At 42.7% G+C, this 18,505-nt stretch carries 15 protein-coding genes; 2 read left to right on the top strand and 13 right to left on the bottom strand.

Going from position 1 to position 18,505, the window contains the following annotated elements; all coding sequences use genetic code 11:
* Positions 1-85: 85 nt before the first annotated feature.
* The 4 genes from INP51_RS06220 to INP51_RS06205 are packed head-to-tail and all read right to left on the bottom strand — an operon-like array spanning position 86 to position 3,810.
* Complete coding sequence (locus tag INP51_RS06220; protein WP_193736854.1) at positions 86-1,771, bottom strand: ABC transporter ATP-binding protein; 1,686 nt, start codon at positions 1,769-1,771, stop codon at positions 86-88.
* Positions 1,759-2,538, bottom strand: coding sequence for an energy-coupling factor transporter transmembrane component T family protein (locus tag INP51_RS06215; protein ID WP_193736853.1), 780 nt, complete (start codon positions 2,536-2,538; stop codon positions 1,759-1,761). The genes INP51_RS06220 and INP51_RS06215 overlap by 13 nt, the downstream gene beginning before the upstream one ends.
* Positions 2,539-2,549: 11 nt before the next feature.
* Positions 2,550-3,152 (bottom strand): ECF transporter S component, encoded by a 603-nt coding sequence (locus INP51_RS06210; RefSeq protein WP_193736852.1) that lies wholly within the window; start codon positions 3,150-3,152, stop codon positions 2,550-2,552.
* Between the two features lie 19 nt (positions 3,153-3,171).
* Entirely contained in the window at positions 3,172-3,810 is a 639-nt protein-coding gene (locus INP51_RS06205; protein WP_329602335.1) for a nucleoside phosphorylase, read from the bottom strand.
* A gap of 330 nt (positions 3,811-4,140) precedes the next feature.
* Between INP51_RS06205 and INP51_RS06200 the strand changes: the two genes are divergently transcribed.
* Both INP51_RS06200 and INP51_RS06195 read left to right on the top strand, forming a co-directional pair.
* Positions 4,141-5,373, top strand: a complete 1,233-nt coding sequence (locus INP51_RS06200) for a 6-phosphofructokinase (RefSeq protein ID WP_193736851.1) — start codon at positions 4,141-4,143, stop codon at positions 5,371-5,373.
* 296 nt (positions 5,374-5,669) lie between these two features.
* Positions 5,670-7,184 (top strand): FAD-dependent oxidoreductase, encoded by a 1,515-nt coding sequence (locus INP51_RS06195; RefSeq protein ID WP_193736850.1) that lies wholly within the window; start codon positions 5,670-5,672, stop codon positions 7,182-7,184.
* Positions 7,185-7,530: 346 nt separating this feature from the next.
* Here INP51_RS06195 and ilvA read toward each other — a convergent pair whose 3' ends face one another.
* The 9 genes from ilvA to INP51_RS06150 form a co-directional block, all read right to left on the bottom strand.
* On the bottom strand, positions 7,531-8,787 hold the full coding sequence (ilvA, locus tag INP51_RS06190) for a threonine ammonia-lyase IlvA (protein ID WP_193736849.1): 1,257 nt from the start codon (positions 8,785-8,787) through the stop codon (positions 7,531-7,533).
* Positions 8,788-8,861: 74 nt separating this feature from the next.
* The gene (gene ilvC, locus INP51_RS06185) at positions 8,862-9,857 is read right to left on the bottom strand and encodes a ketol-acid reductoisomerase (RefSeq protein ID WP_193736848.1); all 996 of its coding nucleotides are present in this window, start codon (positions 9,855-9,857) and stop codon (positions 8,862-8,864) included.
* A 60-nt stretch (positions 9,858-9,917) separates the two neighbouring features.
* Complete coding sequence (gene ilvN / locus INP51_RS06180) at positions 9,918-10,394, bottom strand: acetolactate synthase small subunit (protein ID WP_193736847.1); 477 nt, start codon at positions 10,392-10,394, stop codon at positions 9,918-9,920.
* Positions 10,391-12,124, bottom strand: coding sequence for a biosynthetic-type acetolactate synthase large subunit (ilvB, locus tag INP51_RS06175; RefSeq protein ID WP_230406890.1), 1,734 nt, complete (start codon positions 12,122-12,124; stop codon positions 10,391-10,393). Before ilvB ends, ilvN begins: the two co-directional genes overlap by 4 nt.
* Before the next feature lie 11 nt (positions 12,125-12,135).
* Positions 12,136-13,818 carry a dihydroxy-acid dehydratase gene (gene ilvD, locus INP51_RS06170; protein WP_193736846.1) on the bottom strand — a complete coding sequence of 561 codons (1,683 nt, stop codon included), beginning with the start codon at positions 13,816-13,818 and terminating at the stop codon, positions 12,136-12,138.
* 449 nt (positions 13,819-14,267) lie between these two features.
* The gene (locus INP51_RS06165) at positions 14,268-15,050 is read right to left on the bottom strand and encodes a radical SAM protein (RefSeq protein ID WP_193736845.1); all 783 of its coding nucleotides are present in this window, start codon (positions 15,048-15,050) and stop codon (positions 14,268-14,270) included.
* Positions 15,026-15,820, bottom strand: a complete 795-nt coding sequence (locus tag INP51_RS06160; protein WP_193736844.1) for a nucleotide-binding protein — start codon at positions 15,818-15,820, stop codon at positions 15,026-15,028. Before INP51_RS06160 ends, INP51_RS06165 begins: the two co-directional genes overlap by 25 nt.
* Positions 15,795-17,000, bottom strand: a complete 1,206-nt coding sequence (locus INP51_RS06155) for a nitrogenase component 1 (protein WP_193736843.1) — start codon at positions 16,998-17,000, stop codon at positions 15,795-15,797. The genes INP51_RS06160 and INP51_RS06155 overlap by 26 nt, the downstream gene beginning before the upstream one ends.
* Position 17,001: 1 nt before the next feature.
* Complete coding sequence (locus tag INP51_RS06150; RefSeq protein WP_193736842.1) at positions 17,002-18,495, bottom strand: nitrogenase component 1; 1,494 nt, start codon at positions 18,493-18,495, stop codon at positions 17,002-17,004.
* Between the last annotated feature and the right edge of the window lie 10 nt (positions 18,496-18,505).

Genomic DNA, 18,505 nt, shown 5'->3' with positions numbered 1-18,505 from the left:
TTCATAGGAAACTCCGGGAAAAAATAAAGAACTTTACCTTTTTCATACTCCCTCCTTCCATGATACCCTCTGCCAGATATAGTAATTAGGCGTTGAGATCGTCTGTGTCCAAAAACACGCCCTCATATCCCAGTTCTCTGCACAGAGATGTGACATGCGGCTGTTCAAGATGCGCCTGTTTCAGAGTATTTGTGCGATAAAAAACTTCTTCTTTTGGACCATCCGCCAGGATCTTTCCATGCGCCATTACAATGATTCTATTAAAATATTTTGCAGCAAAATCCATATCATGAAGAATTGTTATAATAAGTTTCCCCCGTGCAAAAAGAGAAGTAATCAGTTTCCCGATGATCTCTTTTCCTTTTACATCCTGTGCAATAGTCGGCTCATCCAGAATCAAAACCTTCGGATTCATTGCAATTACAGATGCAACGGCAATTAACTTTCGCTCTGACAGGTCAAGATCATATGGATTTTGTTCTGCCTTATCGATCAATCCGACCATCTCCAGAGCATCCCTGGCACTCTCCTTCGCCTTTGTCTTACTCCAGCCAAGATTCAAAGGACCAACCATGATCTCATCCATCACTTTATTTTTAAATATCTGGTCATCCGGATTCTGAAAGACGTATCCAATTTGTGCAGACAGCTGAGCAACCGTCTGATTCTTCGTGTCATTTCTTTCAAACAAAATACTTCCGGATGCGGGCTTTATTAGCCCTTTCAGCAGCTTAACCAATGTTGTCTTCCCGGCACCATTCTGACCAATAATTGCTGTTGGTTCATTTCTAAATGTCAGATTCACATCTTCAATTACAGAAACCATTGGGTTATAGGAAAAGCTTAAATGTTCAATTTGAAAAACGGGATTTTTAACTATGGAATCATCTTCTGAACTTGTTATTCTCCCCACAAGATGCTCGGGAAAAAAACCTTTTAGTTTCTCAACATCCTGAAATGTCACCGGATAAATGATCTTGTCTTTTTCACTTTTCTTTGAAATAGAGAGCGTTTTGCACACCTGTGTATATACAGGCGGCAGCACGCCAATTGAATCCAGATCATCTCTGGAAAAAATGTATTCAGGTGTATCGAATGCTATCTGTTTTCCCTTATGCAGAAGCAGTATTTTATCGCAGTAAGAAGCTAGTTTTTCCATCTTGTGCTCTGCCATGATAATCGTGATCCCTGACTTTGTAAGTTTTTCGACAGCCTTGAAGACCTCTTCACTGCCCTGGGGATCAAGCTGGGATGTGGGTTCATCCAGCACGATCAGCTCGGGATTCATGGCAAGGATGCTGGCGATTGCCACTCTTTGAATCTGTCCTCCGGAAAGATCGAAGGGATTCCGATAAGCGTATTTCTCTATATCCAGAAGCTTCAGATTATCCCTGACTCTTTTGATCATTTCTTCCCGTGGTACACCAAGATTCTGAAGGCCGAATGCGATCTCATCGAAGACCGTCTCCTTAGCGCCAGATAGCTGGTTAAAAGGATTCTGAAAGACAAGTCCAACACTCTGGCAGAGCTCCGCAATCGGTGTTTCCGCTGCATTTTTTTTGCCAATTAAAATCTTTCCGCCGTAAGCACCTTTGAACATCGTGGGAATCAGACCCGCAAATGACTGACATAATGTACTTTTTCCCGCTTTGTTTTCTCCTGCTATACCGATAAACTCTCCCTTTTCAATCGAGAGATTTATTCCGTCGAGTGCAAGAGTTTTCGTATGCGGATAGCGATATTTCAAATTCGAAACCTCTATGAAAGCCATTGAAAAATCCTCCAGATCATTGAGATTGCGATGAGTATGGTCATCAATGACATAAACGTCCGATCATTTTTTTTTAGATTGTGATCTTCCATATACGTCTTTTTTACTTTTGAATCAAAACCCCGTACTTCAAGAGCAATTGCCCTTTCCCTCGTATTGATCAGCGAACTGCTCACTATAGGTGAGATCAACGGAATGAATGCCTTTGCCCGTACTAATAAATTGCCTTTTGTCTCCATTCCCCTGCTTGCCTGAGCATCTTGAATCGTGTGCATAGTTCCGATCATCTGAGGAATGATCTGAAATACAGAACTAACAATATAGCCGAATCTTGGCGAAACACCCCTTTGCTCCAAGGATTCCACTAATGTTGCAGGTTTCGTCGTAAGAACAAAAACTGCGAAACATAGAAGCATATTCAGGATATTAAGGCCAATTTTCAACGCATAGAGAATTCCTTCCTTATAAAAGCGAAGCGGTCCGACAGAAAAAAGTACATTTTTATTCTCCTGATTAAACAATCCCTGAATCAGAAAAATCATAATGATGATTGTAAAGGAAAATGCAATCAGGGGATAGGCTTTCCTGATGATTCTTCCACTGATCAGCAGGCACAGACTCAGTGCTATCATAACTATATACATCCACAAAGTACCCCAAAGCAAGGGGATACTGATTGCTGCCAGAATAAATACCAGTTTTGTGAATGGATGTAGTCTTGTCAAATACGTGTCTTTATCGACGTATAAGCTGATACTGTTGTTCATTGTACTTCTCCTTAATCCAGACTTTCAACTTCATCATCAACATCATAGAGTGACGTCAGTTTCTTCGGAAGATTCTTTACAATCGCAAAGACAAGAAGTAAAGTGATAAGTTTATCTGGAACATCTACAATGACTTCATCGAGAAATGATCCGAAAAACACGGGGAGTTTTCCTGCCTGTGACCATGCAAACACTGCATCCCCCCATACATTCCCCGTCATACCTCCCCAGAAAATGATATTCAGAGGCGTTGATATCACAACTGCTGTAAGTCCCGCAGCAACTGCTGTGAGGAGTGCACCGGGAAATGTCTTCATACGGCCAAGCCGCGCCATTATCCCGACCGCGACACCAATTCCAAAACTGGTAAGTGCATAGATCAGCGTAATCGAATCACCTGTTGTCAGTCCATAAATCAGATTGTTTGCAGCACCACAGATTCCGCCAATAACAGGGCCTCCCAGTACTCCGCCAATACAGGTTCCAATGGAATCCAGCCAAAGCGGAAGTTTGAGCAGCGATGCAAATAGCTTTCCAACATAGTTGATTCCAATACATACCGGAATCAGTACAAAACAGGCTGCATTAAACTTTGTTTTAAATATTCTCTTCATTTTTTCCCTCCCTACAAATTTAAAGTTGATCATATGAGACAAAAGCATTCAGTGCAGTCAATATTTCCAACTTTTCACCATGCATCATCTTCTGATCTCCGGATGTATAGTCATTAATATGATCTTCCAGCTTATCCTCGGATTCCACAACTGTATTCAATATAGAAGCTGTTTTTACTCCACGCAGTCCTCCAATCACGAAAAGAGCAGCTGTCTCCATATCGGCACCCAGAACTCCTCTTTCACTCCAATACTTACTGACTTCTTCCTCTTCATCAATATAGAAGCTGTCATGGCTCCTTGTAATCCCAACGTGACAGGCCGCTTTTTCATTCTCGGCCGCCCGGATACATTCAAAAAGCAGTTTTGTGTCCGGTACTGCAGGATAAATCGGTTTTGCATAGGATGCCGACGCACCGTCATCTCTTACCGTTCCGCTTGCAAGTATTAGGTCTCCCAGTCTGATGTCCGGCTGGAGAGCCCCGCAGCTTCCGATACGAATCATAACTTTTACACCAATTCTGGCCAGTTCTTCTACTGCAATAGCCGTAGAGGCTCCTCCAATACCAGTGGAAACTGCCAGAACTTGAATGCCTTTATAAGTTCCCTTGACACTTCGAAACTCTCTGTTGAAGGCAAGCTCTTTGGTATCGTCCAGAACTTCCGCAATCCGGTCAACTCTTGCCGGATCACCTGGTAAAATGGCATATACAGCAGAATCACTTTTCTTTAGTTTTTAGATGCGGCATTAATTCTTCCATCTTTTCTTCCCCTTCCCGTATAATACTGTAATAAATTTAGCATATACATCGATCATTGTCAAAACAAATCTACAGACCATACGTAATACTCCGAAAAGATCAATTTCAGAACAACATAACCTTTACTTTTATCTTCTATATCTGTTTACATTTTATTCAGAATAAACTAAACTGTATTTATATAATATTTTCAGATTTTAAACAATACCAAAAAGGGGGTATCATTTATGAATGGTAATATCATTGTTGGCCAATCCGGTGGCCCTACTGCCGCTATCAATTCAAGTCTTGCAGGTGTATACCGTACTGCAAAAGACCGTGGTGCCAGAAAAGTATTTGGGATGCTGCACGGAATACAGGGACTGCTGCAGGAACGCTACATAGACCTGTCCGACTATATTAAAAACGATCTGGATACAGAGCTGCTGAAAAGGACTCCGGCAGCATTTCTCGGCTCCTGTCGTTTTAAGCTTCCCGAGATTCACGAAGACAGAGAAGTATATGAAAAAATCTTTGGAATTCTGGATAAATTAGACATTGAAGCCTTTATTTACATCGGTGGAAATGATTCCATGGATACTATAAAAAAGCTTTCAGATTACGCAATTGTCACTGGACATCCGACACGATTCATCGGATGTCCAAAGACGATCGACAACGATCTGGCACTGACAGACCATACACCTGGATATGGAAGTGCTGCGAAATATATCGGGACTTCTATCAAAGAAATCATAAGAGACAGCTTTTGTCTCGAATATGAAAAAGGGGTCGTTACTATCGTAGAAATCATGGGCAGAAATGCAGGATGGCTGACAGGCTCTGCTTCTCTTTCAAGAGGTGAGGATTGCTGCGGACCTGATTTGATCTACCTACCGGAACTCCCTTTTGATCTGAAAAAATTCGGTGAAAAGGTCAAAAATCTATTGTCGTCAAAATCTTCTGTTGTGATCGCAGTTTCAGAAGGATTAAGGCTTTCAGACGGCCGCTACGTATGTGAGCTCGGACAGAGTCTCGATTTTGTGGATGCCTTTGGTCATAAGCAGCTTTCCGGAACTGCCAATTATCTCGCAAGTTATGTTGCCGGGGAAATCGGCTGCAAAACCAGATCTATTGAACTTAGCACTCTTCAGCGTTCGGGATCTCATCTAGCCTCTCGTGTGGATATTCTCGAAGCTTATCAGGTTGGCGGCGCTGCAGTAAAAGCAGCTGATGAGGGAGATTCCGGTAAAATGGTAGTTTTAAACCGTATATCAGATGATCCATACCAGTGCGGAACCAAGGTAAAAGATGTGCATAAAATTGCAAATGATGAGAAACTGGTTCCAAGAAAGTGGATGAATGAAGAGGGTGATTACGTGGCAGAAGAATTCATAAATTATGTTCGTCCATTGATTCAGGGAGATGTTTCCCCTATAATGGTGGATGGAATTCCCAGACATTTGTTCCGTCCTGTATAAGGGGTTCCTCTTAAAGCTTAGAAATACAGTCAATAAGACCTTCTGGCAATACTTCAGGGGTCTATTGACTTTTTTTAACTCATATACTTTAAATTCTTTCTTCTTAGTATAAACATTTTATAATTCTATATATTTAAAATATTATTATTTTTTCAGGTCCAATTCCTCGTTTATCCTTTTTATTCTCACCAATATTCCTTTTATTTATTCTATATCTTGAATATTCGCTCTATAAGTGCTATCGTTTAAGTGAGTGATAAATAGAATACTAAAATACATAAAGGAGTGAATTTATTATGGGAAACAACAAATCTATGGAAACACCTTATGGCCATGTAACATCATCGACACCAGAATTTTTCAAAAAACAGGCTCCCATCATCAATATCAAAGAGACAAAAGAATATGATGTTGTTGTAGTCGGGGCAGGTTCCCCCGGTGTTCCCTGCGCACTGGCTGCACGTGAAGGCGGAGCATCTGTTGCTCTTTTGCAGAAAGGCACATTCATCGATGCACGTGGAAATTCCGGTGCCGGAATTAATCTGGATAAAAGTGATCCGTCCGATGTCGAAAGGCTTGTATCACAATTGATGTCAGCTTCTGATCACCGTCCAAAACGTGGATTGATCGAGATGTGGGCCAGACATTCCGGAGAAGCCGTTCACTGGATGATGGACAAAGCTCTGGAAGGCGGTGCACAGATCATTGATCAGGGAAATGACCCTCACAAGGCCCTTTTGGAAAGTGGTGGATATAAGATTGATTTTATTACTACTTTCTTCGGTCCAAAGCCGTATGATACCGGTGATGGAATGAAAGCCCTTGCGAAGACAGCCGTGAAAGCAGGCGTAGAGCTTTTCCTCGATACGCCGGCACAACAGCTTGTAAAGAAAGATGGAAAAGTTGTCGGAGTTATTGCAAAAACTAAAGAGGGGTATGTTCAATTCAACGCAAGAAAAGGTGTTGTTCTTGGAACCGGTGATTACCAAAGTGACAAAGATATGCTTAGCTATTATATGCCCGATGTCGTAAACCTTGGCATTAAGAAATTTGGCAGAACCGGTGACGGTCAGAAGATGATCATCTGGGCCGGCGGGAAAATGGAGAATATTGGGCATACAAAGATGGCCCACGATTTTGATTCTGGGCCAGCTTCTATGTGTGACATGCCGTTCTTACGTGTCAGGAAAAACGGAAAACGTTTCTGTGATGAGACAACGGATATGGCAATTATGAACTGCTATCTGCTTGGCAAAGAAGATGAGGGTCATTACTGCCAGATCTTTGATTCCGATTACATGAACAAGGCAGCCAATTTCCCAGGAAGACTGGTTGACCCGGAAGGCATGAAGAACTTTATGCCGGAGGAAAAAGTAGCACACACAAATGTCATCGAGCCTCTGCTTGCAACCTATAGAGCAGACACTCTCGAAGAATTGGCCAAAAAGCTTGAAATCAATGATTCAGACACTTTTGTTGAGACCGTGAATACGTATAATGAAATCGCAAAATCTGGAAAAGACACTGAATTCGGTGTGCCGGCGAAATACTTGAAGACAATCGATAAACCACCATATTACGGAATTCATCGTCACATCCGCCTGACTATGGCTTGCTCAGGCGTTGAAGTGAACGAAAAACTTCAGCCTCTTGATACAAATGGTAATCCAATTGAGGGTGTCTATGCAATCGGAAACCTCGCCGGAAACTTCTATGGAGGCATCGACTATCCTTTGGACGTATATGGCCTAAATCTGGGACATAACTATACCCAGGGATATGTAATAGGTAAGTATTTAGCTCAAATATAATATGAGGTTGGGGTCAAAAGTAATTTGACCCCTTATGATACACGGATTGTTACGCTCTTCGAGCTCTCACAAGTCTCCGCTCCGCTTCGGTCCGTGCTAAACGAACATCCACTGGATGTTCAGCACCCTAAAAACATTCGAATTCCACCCTAATCGGGTTGCGTTCTCATGTTTTTACGGGTCCCAAGGTCATGCTTTTTCATGCAAGCATGAAACGCAGGACCTTTTGACCCTGGTATCATAATATTCTGTAATTGCTTTTAACCACAAAAGAGGATTCCCTCACTGACAACTATCTAACAGTGCGGGAATCCTCTTTTGTAGTTACTGAATTATTTTACTTATCTTACACCAACAGTGAGTACAGCGTCTGGTTTTCTTTCAGATCGATGTAACACTGATCAAATGCTGCTATCCGCCTTACAAGGTTTGGTACATCGTCTTTTGATTTTGACTGAATTCCAAGTATTACCGGTCCTGTTCCGCGATTAATCTTCTTCGTATACTCAAAACGTGTAATATCATCATTCGTCCCCAGCACCTCATTCACAAACTCTTTCAGTGCGCCGGGACGCTGCGGAAAATTAACGACATAGTAATTCTTCAATCCCTGATAAATGAGCGAACGCTCTTCAATCTCAGCCATACGGTTGATATCATTGTTTCCGCCGCTGATCACACAGGCAACAGTTTTCCCCTTTACCTCATCCTTCATGGTCTCAAGAGCCGCAACGCTTAAAGCACCTGCCGGTTCAGCCACAATTGCCTGTTTACTGTATAATTCGAGAATTGCAGTGCAGACTTGGCCTTCGTCTAGGGATATCAGAGCATCCACATACTCTTTTGCATGTTCATAGGTCAGCTGTCCAACTTCCCGCACAGCAGCCCCGTCGACAAATTTATCCAGCCACGCAAGGGGCGAGGGACATCCGCAATCGAAAGCTTTCTTCATCGAAGAGGCCCCCGCTGGTTCCACCCCAATTACTTTTGTATCCGCGCTTGTATTTTTTATATAAGTACTCACACCGCTGATCAGTCCGCCCCCACCGATGGCACATAACACATAATCCAGATCATATCCGCCCGCAGTTATATCCTGAATCATCTCTGCTGCGAGTGTTCCTTGTCCGGCAATGATATCCGGGTCATCAAAGGGATCAATGAAAGCCATCTTATTTTCCGCTGCATAGTCTTTTGCCGATTGACAAGACGCATCGAAGGTGTCTCCTACTAATCGTATTTCGGCATAATCTCCTCCAAAAAACGTGACCTGTGATATTTTCTGCTGGGGTGTCGTCGTAGGCATAAAGATCACTGTATGAACCTTGATCTCACGGCAGGTATAAGCGACACCCTGTGCATGGTTTCCGGCACTTGCACAAACCACACCGTGTGATAATTCTTCTCTGCTTTTCTGTTTAATCGCGTAATATGCGCCTCTCAGTTTAAATGAGCGCACCCTCTGCAGGTCTTCCCTTTTCAAAAGTACCGTCGCCTGATACTTCTCAGACAGATAGCGGTCATACTGCAGTGGCGTATGAGTAACCACCGGTTCTAAAACTTTAAGTGCCTGATCGATATCTTCTTTCGTCACAAGTCCCATTTCTTTTTCACCTCTGGATATTATATACTTTCATTCTTATGTTTGGGTCAGAGAATTTTGCTATAACCCTGGTATCAGTCGTTTTCTCTTACGAAGGGCATCATCTTGCGAAGTTCTGCTCCGACCGTCTCGATCTGGTGACCTGCATTCTTTGCACGGAGTTCTTTGAATTTTGGGAATCCCTTGGCGTTATCATCGACAAAGTCTTTGGCAAAGTTTCCATTTTGAATATCGTCGAGAACTTTTTTCATATTTGCTTTTACATCCGAAGTGACTACACGTGGTCCGGACACATAGTCGCCATATTCAGCTGTATTTGATACAGAATCTCTCATCTTGGCAAATCCGCCCTCATAGATCAGATCTACAATGAGTTTCATCTCGTGACACACTTCAAAATAAGCCAGTTCCGGCTGATATCCGGCTTCTACCAGTGTCTCAAATCCAGCCATGATCATGCTGGTAAGTCCGCCGCAGAGAACCGCCTGTTCACCGAAGAGATCTGTCTCTGTTTCTTCCTTGAATGTAGTCTCAAGAACGCCTACTCGTGTAGATCCGATTCCTTTCGCATAGGAAAGCGCCAGGTCTCTAGCTTTTCCGGTCGCGTCCTGATATACTGCGAACAGAGAGGGAACTGCAAATCCCTGGGCAAATGTCCGGCGAACCAGATGTCCCGGTCCTTTTGGTGCAACCATAAATACATCCACATTCTTCGGCGGTTTGATTACATCAAAGTGTATATTGAAACCGTGGGCGAATGCCAGTGCATTTCCCTCTTTAAGATTTGGTGCAATTTCATTGTCATAAAGTTTTCCCTGGATCTCATCCGGAGCGAGGATCATAACTACATCCGCTCTTTTTGCTGCTTCGCCAACCGGGTATACCTCGAATCCATCCTTTCTTGCGGCCTCTGCTGATTTTCCCTCGCGAATTCCGATGATGACTTGATTCTTGTTATCTCTTAAATTCTGTGCATGCGCATGCCCTTGAGAACCATATCCTACGACTGCGATTGTCTTTCCTTCTAAAGCATTTTCCTTTACTGAATCATCATAATAAACCTTTACCATAATACTTTTCCTCCAAAAATATAATATTTAGTAATTATTAAAAGCATTTTGTAAATGCGATTAACCTCTTGTAAGTCCGGTAATCCCGGTTCTGGCCATCTGTACAATACCATAGGGCCTTAAAACTTCTATAAATGCATTAATCTTTTCATGTGTTCCCACAACCTGAACGATGATGGTTTTTTGAGCCACATCTACAGTATCTGCCCGAAACGGTGCTATGACCGCCTGAATCTCGGAGCGGGACGCAGAAGGGGCATTGACCTTGACCAGTGCCAGTTCCCTTTCGACATGAGGATCCTCTGTGATATCGGAAACTTTGATTACGTCAATCTGTTTATTCAGCTGTTTTGTTACCTGCTCAGCTTCCTGAAGCGATTCTACATTGGCCACAATTGTCATACGCGAAATATTATCCTGATCGACCACTCCCACGGAAATACTCTCGATGTTCACCTGTCTGCGGTTTAAAACACTGGTGATCATGCTGAGCACACCGGAACGGTTATATACGAGTGCGGTGATGGTACGTCTCATTCTTTGCCACCTCCAATCATCTGATCATTCGGCATTCCAGCCGGAACCATTGGCATAACCTGTTCCGTAGAAGATGTCATAACCTCGATGAGTATCGGACCTTCATAGGAGAACGCCTCTTCCAGTTGTGCATCCAATGTCAGTGGATCCGATATACGTACTGCTTTAATGCCATAGGCTTCTGAAAGTTTTACAAAATCGGGTTGATTTTTAAATACGGAAGCAGAACGTCGCTCGTTATAGAAACTTTCCTGCCACTGGCGAACCATACCGAGTGACCGATTGTTGATCAGAATAAATTTCACGTTCAGATGATTTTCATTTAAAATTGCAAATTCCTGATTTGTCATCTGAAAGCCCCCATCTCCGACGAAAACGACAACCTCCCTGTCCGGGTAGGCAAACTGGGCACCAATTCCGGCCGGTATTCCATACCCCATTGTCCCAAGACCTCCGCTTGTAATCAACTGATTGGGATAATAGAATGGATAAAACTGTGCCGCCCACATCTGATTCTGTCCGACGTCTGTTGCCACAAATGCCTTTCCCTTCGTGATCTCTCCCACTTTTTCAATTACTCTTTGCGGTTTGATCTCTTCCATATTATCTCGGTCATAGTCGAGGGGATATTTCTTTTTTCGTGCAAGGCATTGCTCTTCCCATTTGGAATGATCGGTTTTTATTTCATCAAAATCCAACATTTTCTGAAGAGCTTTTTTTGCATCGCCGACAATTGGAAGATCGGTTCGGATAATCTTTCCGATTTCCGCCGGATCTATATCAATATGTGCAATCACTGCTCCTTCGGCAAAATGTTCCGGACATGTGGCAAGCCTGTCATCAAAACGACTTCCGATATTGATCAGAAAATCACATCCGGATAATGCCATGTTTGCAGCATAGCTTCCGTGCATTCCTCCCATTCCCAAAAAGTCATCTAAATCCGCAGGCAATGTTCCAAGCCCAAGTAATGTTGTGACAGCCGGAAGATGATATTTTTTGACGAATGCCTGAAGTTCCTCAGATGCATCGGCTGCTGACACGCCTGCCCCTGCAAGTACAACTGGTTTTTTTGCCTTTTTGAGTTGTCTCATCAAGCGGGCAATCTGCAGATCCGAGGGATTTGTATTTGGCTGATAACTTACCAGATGCACGGATTCTTCGCTATGTTTATAGGTCCCCTCTGTCACCGTGACATCCTTGGGCAGGTCAATTACGACGGGACCTCTTCTGCCAGTCGTTGCCAGATGGAATGCTTCATCAATTGTTTTTTCAATCTCCTTCGTGTCGCGCACCTGATAATTATGTTTCGTGATCGGAAGTGTGATTCCGAGCACATCGGCTTCCTGAAAAGCATCTTTTCCGATACCGGGAGTTGTCACTTGTCCGGTGAACACAATCAGAGGAACGGAATCTGCCATCGCATCGGCAATACCTGTAATTGCATTTGTCGCACCCGGCCCGCTTGTGACGATAACGATGCCTGGTCTTCCGGTCGCCTTCGCATATCCCTCCGCCGCATGGACAGCTCCCTGCTCATGCCGGGTCAGAATATTTGGTATCTCCTCATCGTACAAGACATCGTACAGGGGTAAGACAGAACCCCCCGGATAACCAAAAACTAACTCGACGCCATGTTTTTTCAGAGTTTCTATCACTATCTGTGCCCCGGACAGCAAAGTACCGGCTTCTTTTTGGGCTGAATCTTTACATTCCTGCATGCTCTCCATATGTCTGCCTCCTATTCATTTGGGATTTTTAAAACTGCACCTGTATTTGCAGATGTAACCAATGCGGTATATCTTGCCAGCCAGCCGCTCTTTACTTTGAATTCAAATTTGGGACGTTCCTGCTCTCTTCTTTGCAGTTCTTCTTCTGAAAGCTCGATATTCAAAGTTCGATTTATCAGATCAATCTCAATCTCATCACCATCTTTTACCAGTGCAAGCGGACCTCCCTTTGCAGCCTCAGGTGAGACGTGCCCCACCGCAATACCTCGGGTAGCTCCGGAGAACCTCCCATCTGTAATCAGGGCTACATCCCGTCCAAGTCCCCGTCCTACAATGCTCGAAGTCGGTGCCAGCATCTCCGGCATTCCGGGGCCTCCTTTGGGTCCCTCATATCGGATGACTACCACGTGACCTTTCTGTACTCTGCCATCGTCAATAGCCGCCACTGCCTCATCGTGGGAATCAAAACAAATTGCTTTTCCCCGAAAGACTTTGATATCTGAATCTACGCCTCCAACTTTGATGACACTGCCATCGGGTGCAAGATTTCCGTAAAGGATTGACAGGCCTCCTACCGGACTATACGCATGCTCTCTTGGATGGATCACTTCCGGATTTTTAATTCTAGCATTCTCAACGTTTTCCCGGAGTGTCTTTCCTGTCACCGTGATTCTGTCCGGATGAATGACATCTCCCATTTCAGCCAGCTCGTGAATGATCGCTGAGACTCCGCCGGCTTTATGGACATCATAGATGGAATACTGTGAGGAAGGTGCAATCTTGGCGAGATATGGAACACGTTTTGCAATCTCATTAATCTCTTTCAAGTCATAATCAATACCTGCTTCATTCGCAATAGCCAGTGTATGAAGAACGGTGTTTGTCGAACCTCCCATCGCCATATCCAGTGCAAAGGCGTCATCTAATGTCTCTTTTGTCACGATATCGCGGGGCCTGATCTGTTTCTCAACCAAATCCATCAGACAACGCGCTGCCTGCCTTACAAGTTTGTGTCTCTCTTCGGATTCCGCCAGGATTGTTCCATTACCTGGAAGTGCAAGCCCCAGCATTTCAAGCAGACAATTCATCGAATTTGCAGTAAACATTCCTGCACAGGACCCACAGCCCGGACATGCATTCTGCTCCATAAAAAGCAGTTCCTCCGAAGATATCTTACCGGATTTGAAGGAGCCGACTCCTTCAAAAAGTGTTGAAAATGTCATATTGTTTCCGCATTTATCAACACCTGCTTTCATGGGACCTCCCGTACAAAAGATGGACGGCACATTCGTTCTCATCGCCGCCATAACCATCCCAGGAGTGATCTTATCGCAGTTCGGCATGAAGAGAACCCCGTCCAGCCAATGAGCATTGATCACAGTTTCAGCCGAATCACAAATCAGATCGCGGCTCGGAAGAGAATACCTCATCCCAATATGACCCATGGCAATTCCGTCGTCGACACCGATGGTATTGAACTCAAAGGGAATTCCTCCTGCTTTTCGGATTGCATCCTTAGCAACGTCAGCAAGCTCTCGAAGATGTACATGCCCCGGTATGATGTCTATGTAGGAGTTACAAACCCCGATAAACGGCTTCTTCATATCTTCTTCGCTTTTAACCAATCCGGTAGCGTATAGAAGACTTCTCGCCGGTGCCTGGTCCAACCCCTTTTTTATCTGATCACTTCTCATGTTTTTTCCTCCTGTTATTATAATTGACAGCAAAAAGGGCATCTCTTCTAACTTGATAGAATGAGATGCCCTTTTTGTAAGAATCCCATTCACTAACACAAATAAGACTCAAACAATCGGATGAATTTTCTTTCCGCGTTTCAGTCTTGCTAACTAATAATGACGATGACTAGTAGGTTAAGCATTGTGTTAAACATGTGAATAGCTCCTTTACCTTTTCCGCTTTTCGATCTTGTGACCGAGTTTAATAAGCGGCGATTTGTTATGTTGAATATGAATATACTCTCTTCGGAGATAAATGTCAACTACTTTTTCGGTTTTTTTTAATAATTCGATAAATTATTTTCTTTCACTTGTAAACAATAAAAATATTACAGATATGTTTATGTCAGTCAAAAGACAGCTCATCATACCTGCATGATGCCGTCTCTCTTTCATTACAGATTCTATTAAAGTCTTCCCACAGCATCTGCCCTGCATCTTCTGCAGTCATGAAATTGAGGTATATGTTGACCGGCCAACACTCTTGCTTTTATGATCTCTCCATGACTTGGAGCAGGAAGATTTGAAAATTTCCCCTGAGGAATCAAGGGCATGATGTTCATGATTTCCACTTTGTGTTCTTTTGAAAAGCAAGATATTTCTTCCATTTCCGTATCATTGATTCCCGGGATCAGTACAGTATTAATCTTTAAGATCATTCCGGCATCTATTGCAGCATCTAATCCTTCTTTTTGTTTTTCTAAAAGCTCCTCTATTTCCCTCTTTGAACTTCCCGAATAAATTTTCATAGCTGTATCCAGACGCAATGTATTCAAAGTGAGCGTAATCGTCGAAACACCACAGTTTAACAATTCATCCAAACGCTGCGGCAGTAACATCCCGTTTGTGCTGACACATCTTATAAGTTTTGGATATTTCTCTTTCATCAATTCAAAAGTGATGAAGGTTTCATCATTATAAAGAGGTTCACCCGGACCGGCAATTCCAACTATAGTCAAATTGTTTTGCGAGGTATCATTTTCTCTCACAAAAGAAATGCTCTCAGACGGAGTCATAAGTTTTGCCGTAACCCCCGGGCGGCACTGATTGACACAATGATATTTTCGATCGCAATAATTACAATTGATATTACATTTTTTTGCAACCGGAAGATGAATCCGTCCATATTTATGATGAATATCATGATTAAAGCAGGGGTGTTTCTCTATCCCCGCTGGTAAGCCAGACATGTTTTTTCCACCTCCTCATAGCTTAGATGTGATGGTATCACAGTCTTCGTATTATTTAGCACAGCAGTGGAAAGCTTCATAAACGATCTACAAATATCGGAGGCCGGATACATCTCAACAACGGTTTTTTTGTGAAGTTCCGCCATACTGATCTTATCACTCATAGGTATTTTCCCTATTATCTGACTTCCCACCTCAGTGGCAAACTCCTCTGCCATTTCACAGGAATCTAAACAACTTCTTCCGTTGTAAATTATCCCAGCAAGGCGCACAGATCCTTCCTTTGCATATTTTTCTATTCCAATGCAGATATTATTAGCGGCATATAGAGCCATAAAATCGCTTGTTGTAACAAGATAGACTTCATCGGCTACATTCTCTCTTAATGGTGCCGAAAATCCCCCGCATACAACATCTCCTAACACATCATAAATCACAATATCACGATCATCAAGCATATGTGTCTCATTGATCCGATCCAATGCAACTACGATCCCCCTTCCAGCACATCCTGTTCCGGGACTTGGTCCTCCCGCCTCGACACATATAATCTCTTTATAGCCCAACGTATACAGCGAATCTTCTTCCCTGCGCATGAGATCTAAAACAGCTGGAATCCTTCTTCCGGTCAGATTTCTGGTCGAATCCGCCTTTGGATCACAGCCGATTACTGCAGTCTTTAATCCCTGATAAGCAAATGCGGCTGCAAGATTGGATACAATTGTTGATTTTCCTATTCCGCCTTTACCGTAAACACATATTTTTTTCAAAATATAAGCCTCCTTTGTTTTTCCGGCAGTTAATCACTGTATGTAAGATATCTTCTATAATGTAAATCACACCTTTTCCACCAATATAGGGGCTGTCTGAGATGGAAATCCAGTCAAATACGGGATAGAGATATCGAATAAGAGGAATCTCCATTTGATCGGCAATATCTGCCTCGAAAGAACTTCCGAAGATGAGAGCAGCATCACTTTTACATGCTTGGGTAATGAAATCATCCATGTTAAACTCATCAGATGATATTCCCAAAGATACGACATCCATTCCCAGTTCCTCTTCCAGAAATCTACGCATTCCAGATGCCCTTCCACTTTCTCCGAATACAGAAACCGGAAGACCATAGAAAGCTTTTAAATAGCTATAGCATTTTTTTAACCTTTCTTCCAATTCTCGTTTTAGTCTCTCTTTTTCTTCAGAAAAATCAATATCAAAAAATTTTCCGACACTATCAAGAAAATGACAGCTTCCTGTGATTCCATAAGGATAGTCCATCTCAATAAACTCAGTTCCATACGCATTTTTTAGAAACTCAGCCAATTTCCTTCCTCTAGAAAAGACAATATTCAGCCCCGCCCTGCTCATATGCATAAATTCTTCCAGATTGCATCTGGCCGTTACACAGTTAAGTTTTACTTTATTCCCAAGGATTCTCTTAAACTCTTTGATATCGGCATCGATCTTGAAATCATCATAATTCATCCCCAGGATATTGATAACTGGGATAGATGTTTTTTTTGAATCAACCGTAAGTCTCTTGGCGATCGTTATCAGTGCATCTTCATATCCAGTTTCAAAATGTCCTTTAAATCCTGCACCATTAATATAGACAACTGGAAGAATTGAGTCATATTGTGACGTGACCGTTCTTACATCATCTCCGATAATCTCAGGAGCACACCCGGTAATCACCGTGATAACATCTGGATGGTATAACTTCAGTACACGGTCTACTGATTCTCTTAATGTCTCCTCCCCGCCAAATATAATATCCTGATCTCCCATGATTGTTCCCGCCTGACGCATGTTCTGCATATTTCCCGCAAGGTGAAGACTCATCGTTCCAAAATTACACCCCTCCACAGAATGTAGCAATACCACATTGCCATCTATGCCTGAAACTGCCTGATATGCCCCAAACAGCCTGCATGAATCTGCACATTTCATACTATTTTCCTTTCTGAAACCAAGTCTCAACCCACATCTTTCTCGCCGCCTGTATATTCTTCTCATCTAAGATCAGAGGATCTTCTCTGTCGAAACCAAGAGCATTTATTAAAAGATCCGGTTTATTCTTTGAACACGATACTTTTTCATATACCTCACCCATGGAACGAACATAGGCCTCAAAAGAAAGCGGCATACTCTCTTCAGCAGAATGAATCAAAGGAATCCCTAATTTCTCATAATAAGGATCATCCGTGCCGAAAGCTACTTGACAATAGAGCACTTCATTCATCAGCTCCTCATCAGAAGGATTCATTATAAATTTGGTCTGTGGTGTATACTGATTGATCGTATCACGAACCCTGAGTACCAGATTCTCATAAACGCGATCATCAATTTGCAGATATTCCCTGTGTTTCGGCGTGTAAATACCGCAGCAACACCGAATCTTGAATCCAAATTCATCTTGATACTTCTTTATCATCAGAGGCAGAGACTGCAGATTCCTTGATATCAAGATAACATGATACTTTGCAAACGTTTTTTTGAAACTGCAAACTGCTGCTGAAGTTTTTTTCTTTTTATCCGCAATTAATGCATCCATCTCTTCTGATATACCAAGAAATTCTCCAATATCATGGTAAAAATGGCAGATTCCATCCAGTCCCTGATATTTTCCTGCAGTGTTAACCGCAAGAAATGGTGTGCCAAACTTTTCCTCCATTTTTTTTGCCCACTTGATCCTCCTGACAATGTTTAACGAAGCTGCCGGCATTTGAACTATGTTCTCATAGCTGTCTGACGGAAAATATGATATTACTTGTACATTTACTTCCCGAAGCGTCTTTTTTATCTCCTCGATCACTTGTCTTCCATGCTTCCCCCAGGCAATTGTCTCTATATTAACCGTTCTTGGCTGTACGTCCTGTTTCTCCATTATGTTTTCTATAATTGCCAGGAGAGCCTCTGTATATCCACAGCCCTTCGTGTCAAAAGGAATGTTCTTCTGCTGCTCAGGTTTTTGCTTTGAAACTTCTGCCAATCTCTTCCGACTGAAATTCTTGTCTCTGTGAGAAAAAGTTTCAGACTTTGCAGCAACTGTCGGAATTCCCTTTTTTCTTGCTTTTGCCGCAACGATCTCTAGATCATCATGAATAATATCACTTGCCGGTGTTGGGATTACAAGAATCAGTTTTGGATGATATCTCTGATAAGCGTCACAAACTGTCTGATATAATTTTTCTTCACCTCCGTAGATGATCTCTTTCTCTGAGAGATCACTGGAAATAACATTAAAATAAGGGTAATGTCTTCTTCTTGCTGAAAAACGATAATGATAGCCACAGCCTCTGGGTCCATGAATCACTGGCAGAACTCCCTGCATCTCCCCCACCGCATAGATACTGCCTGATATCTTTCCGTTTATGCCAAAGGAATGCAGCAAGTCGGAGGGATACATAGAGATGAGTAGATCCTCAAAATAATATTGTTTCATAACTACTCCA

It is taken from the genome of Blautia liquoris (genome assembly GCF_015159595.1).
In the GTDB taxonomy this organism is placed as follows: domain Bacteria; phylum Bacillota; class Clostridia; order Lachnospirales; family Lachnospiraceae; genus Novisyntrophococcus; species Novisyntrophococcus liquoris.
This window is presented reverse-complemented; position numbering and strand designations above follow the sequence as displayed.

What these genes read in the sequence shown, in the direction of transcription:
- INP51_RS06200 (WP_193736851.1), top strand. Translation starts at nt 4,141, where the DNA reads ATGAATGGTAATATCATTGTTGGCCAATCCGGTGGCCCTACTGCCGCT.
- INP51_RS06195 (WP_193736850.1), top strand. Translation starts at nt 5,670, where the DNA reads ATGGGAAACAACAAATCTATGGAAACACCTTATGGCCATGTAACATCA.
- ilvN (WP_193736847.1), bottom strand. Translation starts at nt 10,394, where the DNA reads ATGAGACGTACCATCACCGCACTCGTATATAACCGTTCCGGTGTGCTC.
- ilvB (WP_230406890.1), bottom strand. Translation starts at nt 12,124, where the DNA reads ATGGAGAGCATGCAGGAATGTAAAGATTCAGCCCAAAAAGAAGCCGGT.
- ilvC (WP_193736848.1), bottom strand. Translation starts at nt 9,857, where the DNA reads ATGGTAAAGGTTTATTATGATGATTCAGTAAAGGAAAATGCTTTAGAA.
- INP51_RS06155 (WP_193736843.1), bottom strand. Translation starts at nt 17,000, where the DNA reads ATGAAATGTGCAGATTCATGCAGGCTGTTTGGGGCATATCAGGCAGTT.
- ilvA (WP_193736849.1), bottom strand. Translation starts at nt 8,787, where the DNA reads ATGGGACTTGTGACGAAAGAAGATATCGATCAGGCACTTAAAGTTTTA.
- INP51_RS06165 (WP_193736845.1), bottom strand. Translation starts at nt 15,050, where the DNA reads ATGTCTGGCTTACCAGCGGGGATAGAGAAACACCCCTGCTTTAATCAT.
- INP51_RS06150 (WP_193736842.1), bottom strand. Translation starts at nt 18,495, where the DNA reads ATGAAACAATATTATTTTGAGGATCTACTCATCTCTATGTATCCCTCC.
- INP51_RS06215 (WP_193736853.1), bottom strand. Translation starts at nt 2,538, where the DNA reads ATGAACAACAGTATCAGCTTATACGTCGATAAAGACACGTATTTGACA.
- INP51_RS06210 (WP_193736852.1), bottom strand. Translation starts at nt 3,152, where the DNA reads ATGAAGAGAATATTTAAAACAAAGTTTAATGCAGCCTGTTTTGTACTG.
- INP51_RS06220 (WP_193736854.1), bottom strand. Translation starts at nt 1,771, where the DNA reads ATGGCTTTCATAGAGGTTTCGAATTTGAAATATCGCTATCCGCATACG.
- ilvD (WP_193736846.1), bottom strand. Translation starts at nt 13,818, where the DNA reads ATGAGAAGTGATCAGATAAAAAAGGGGTTGGACCAGGCACCGGCGAGA.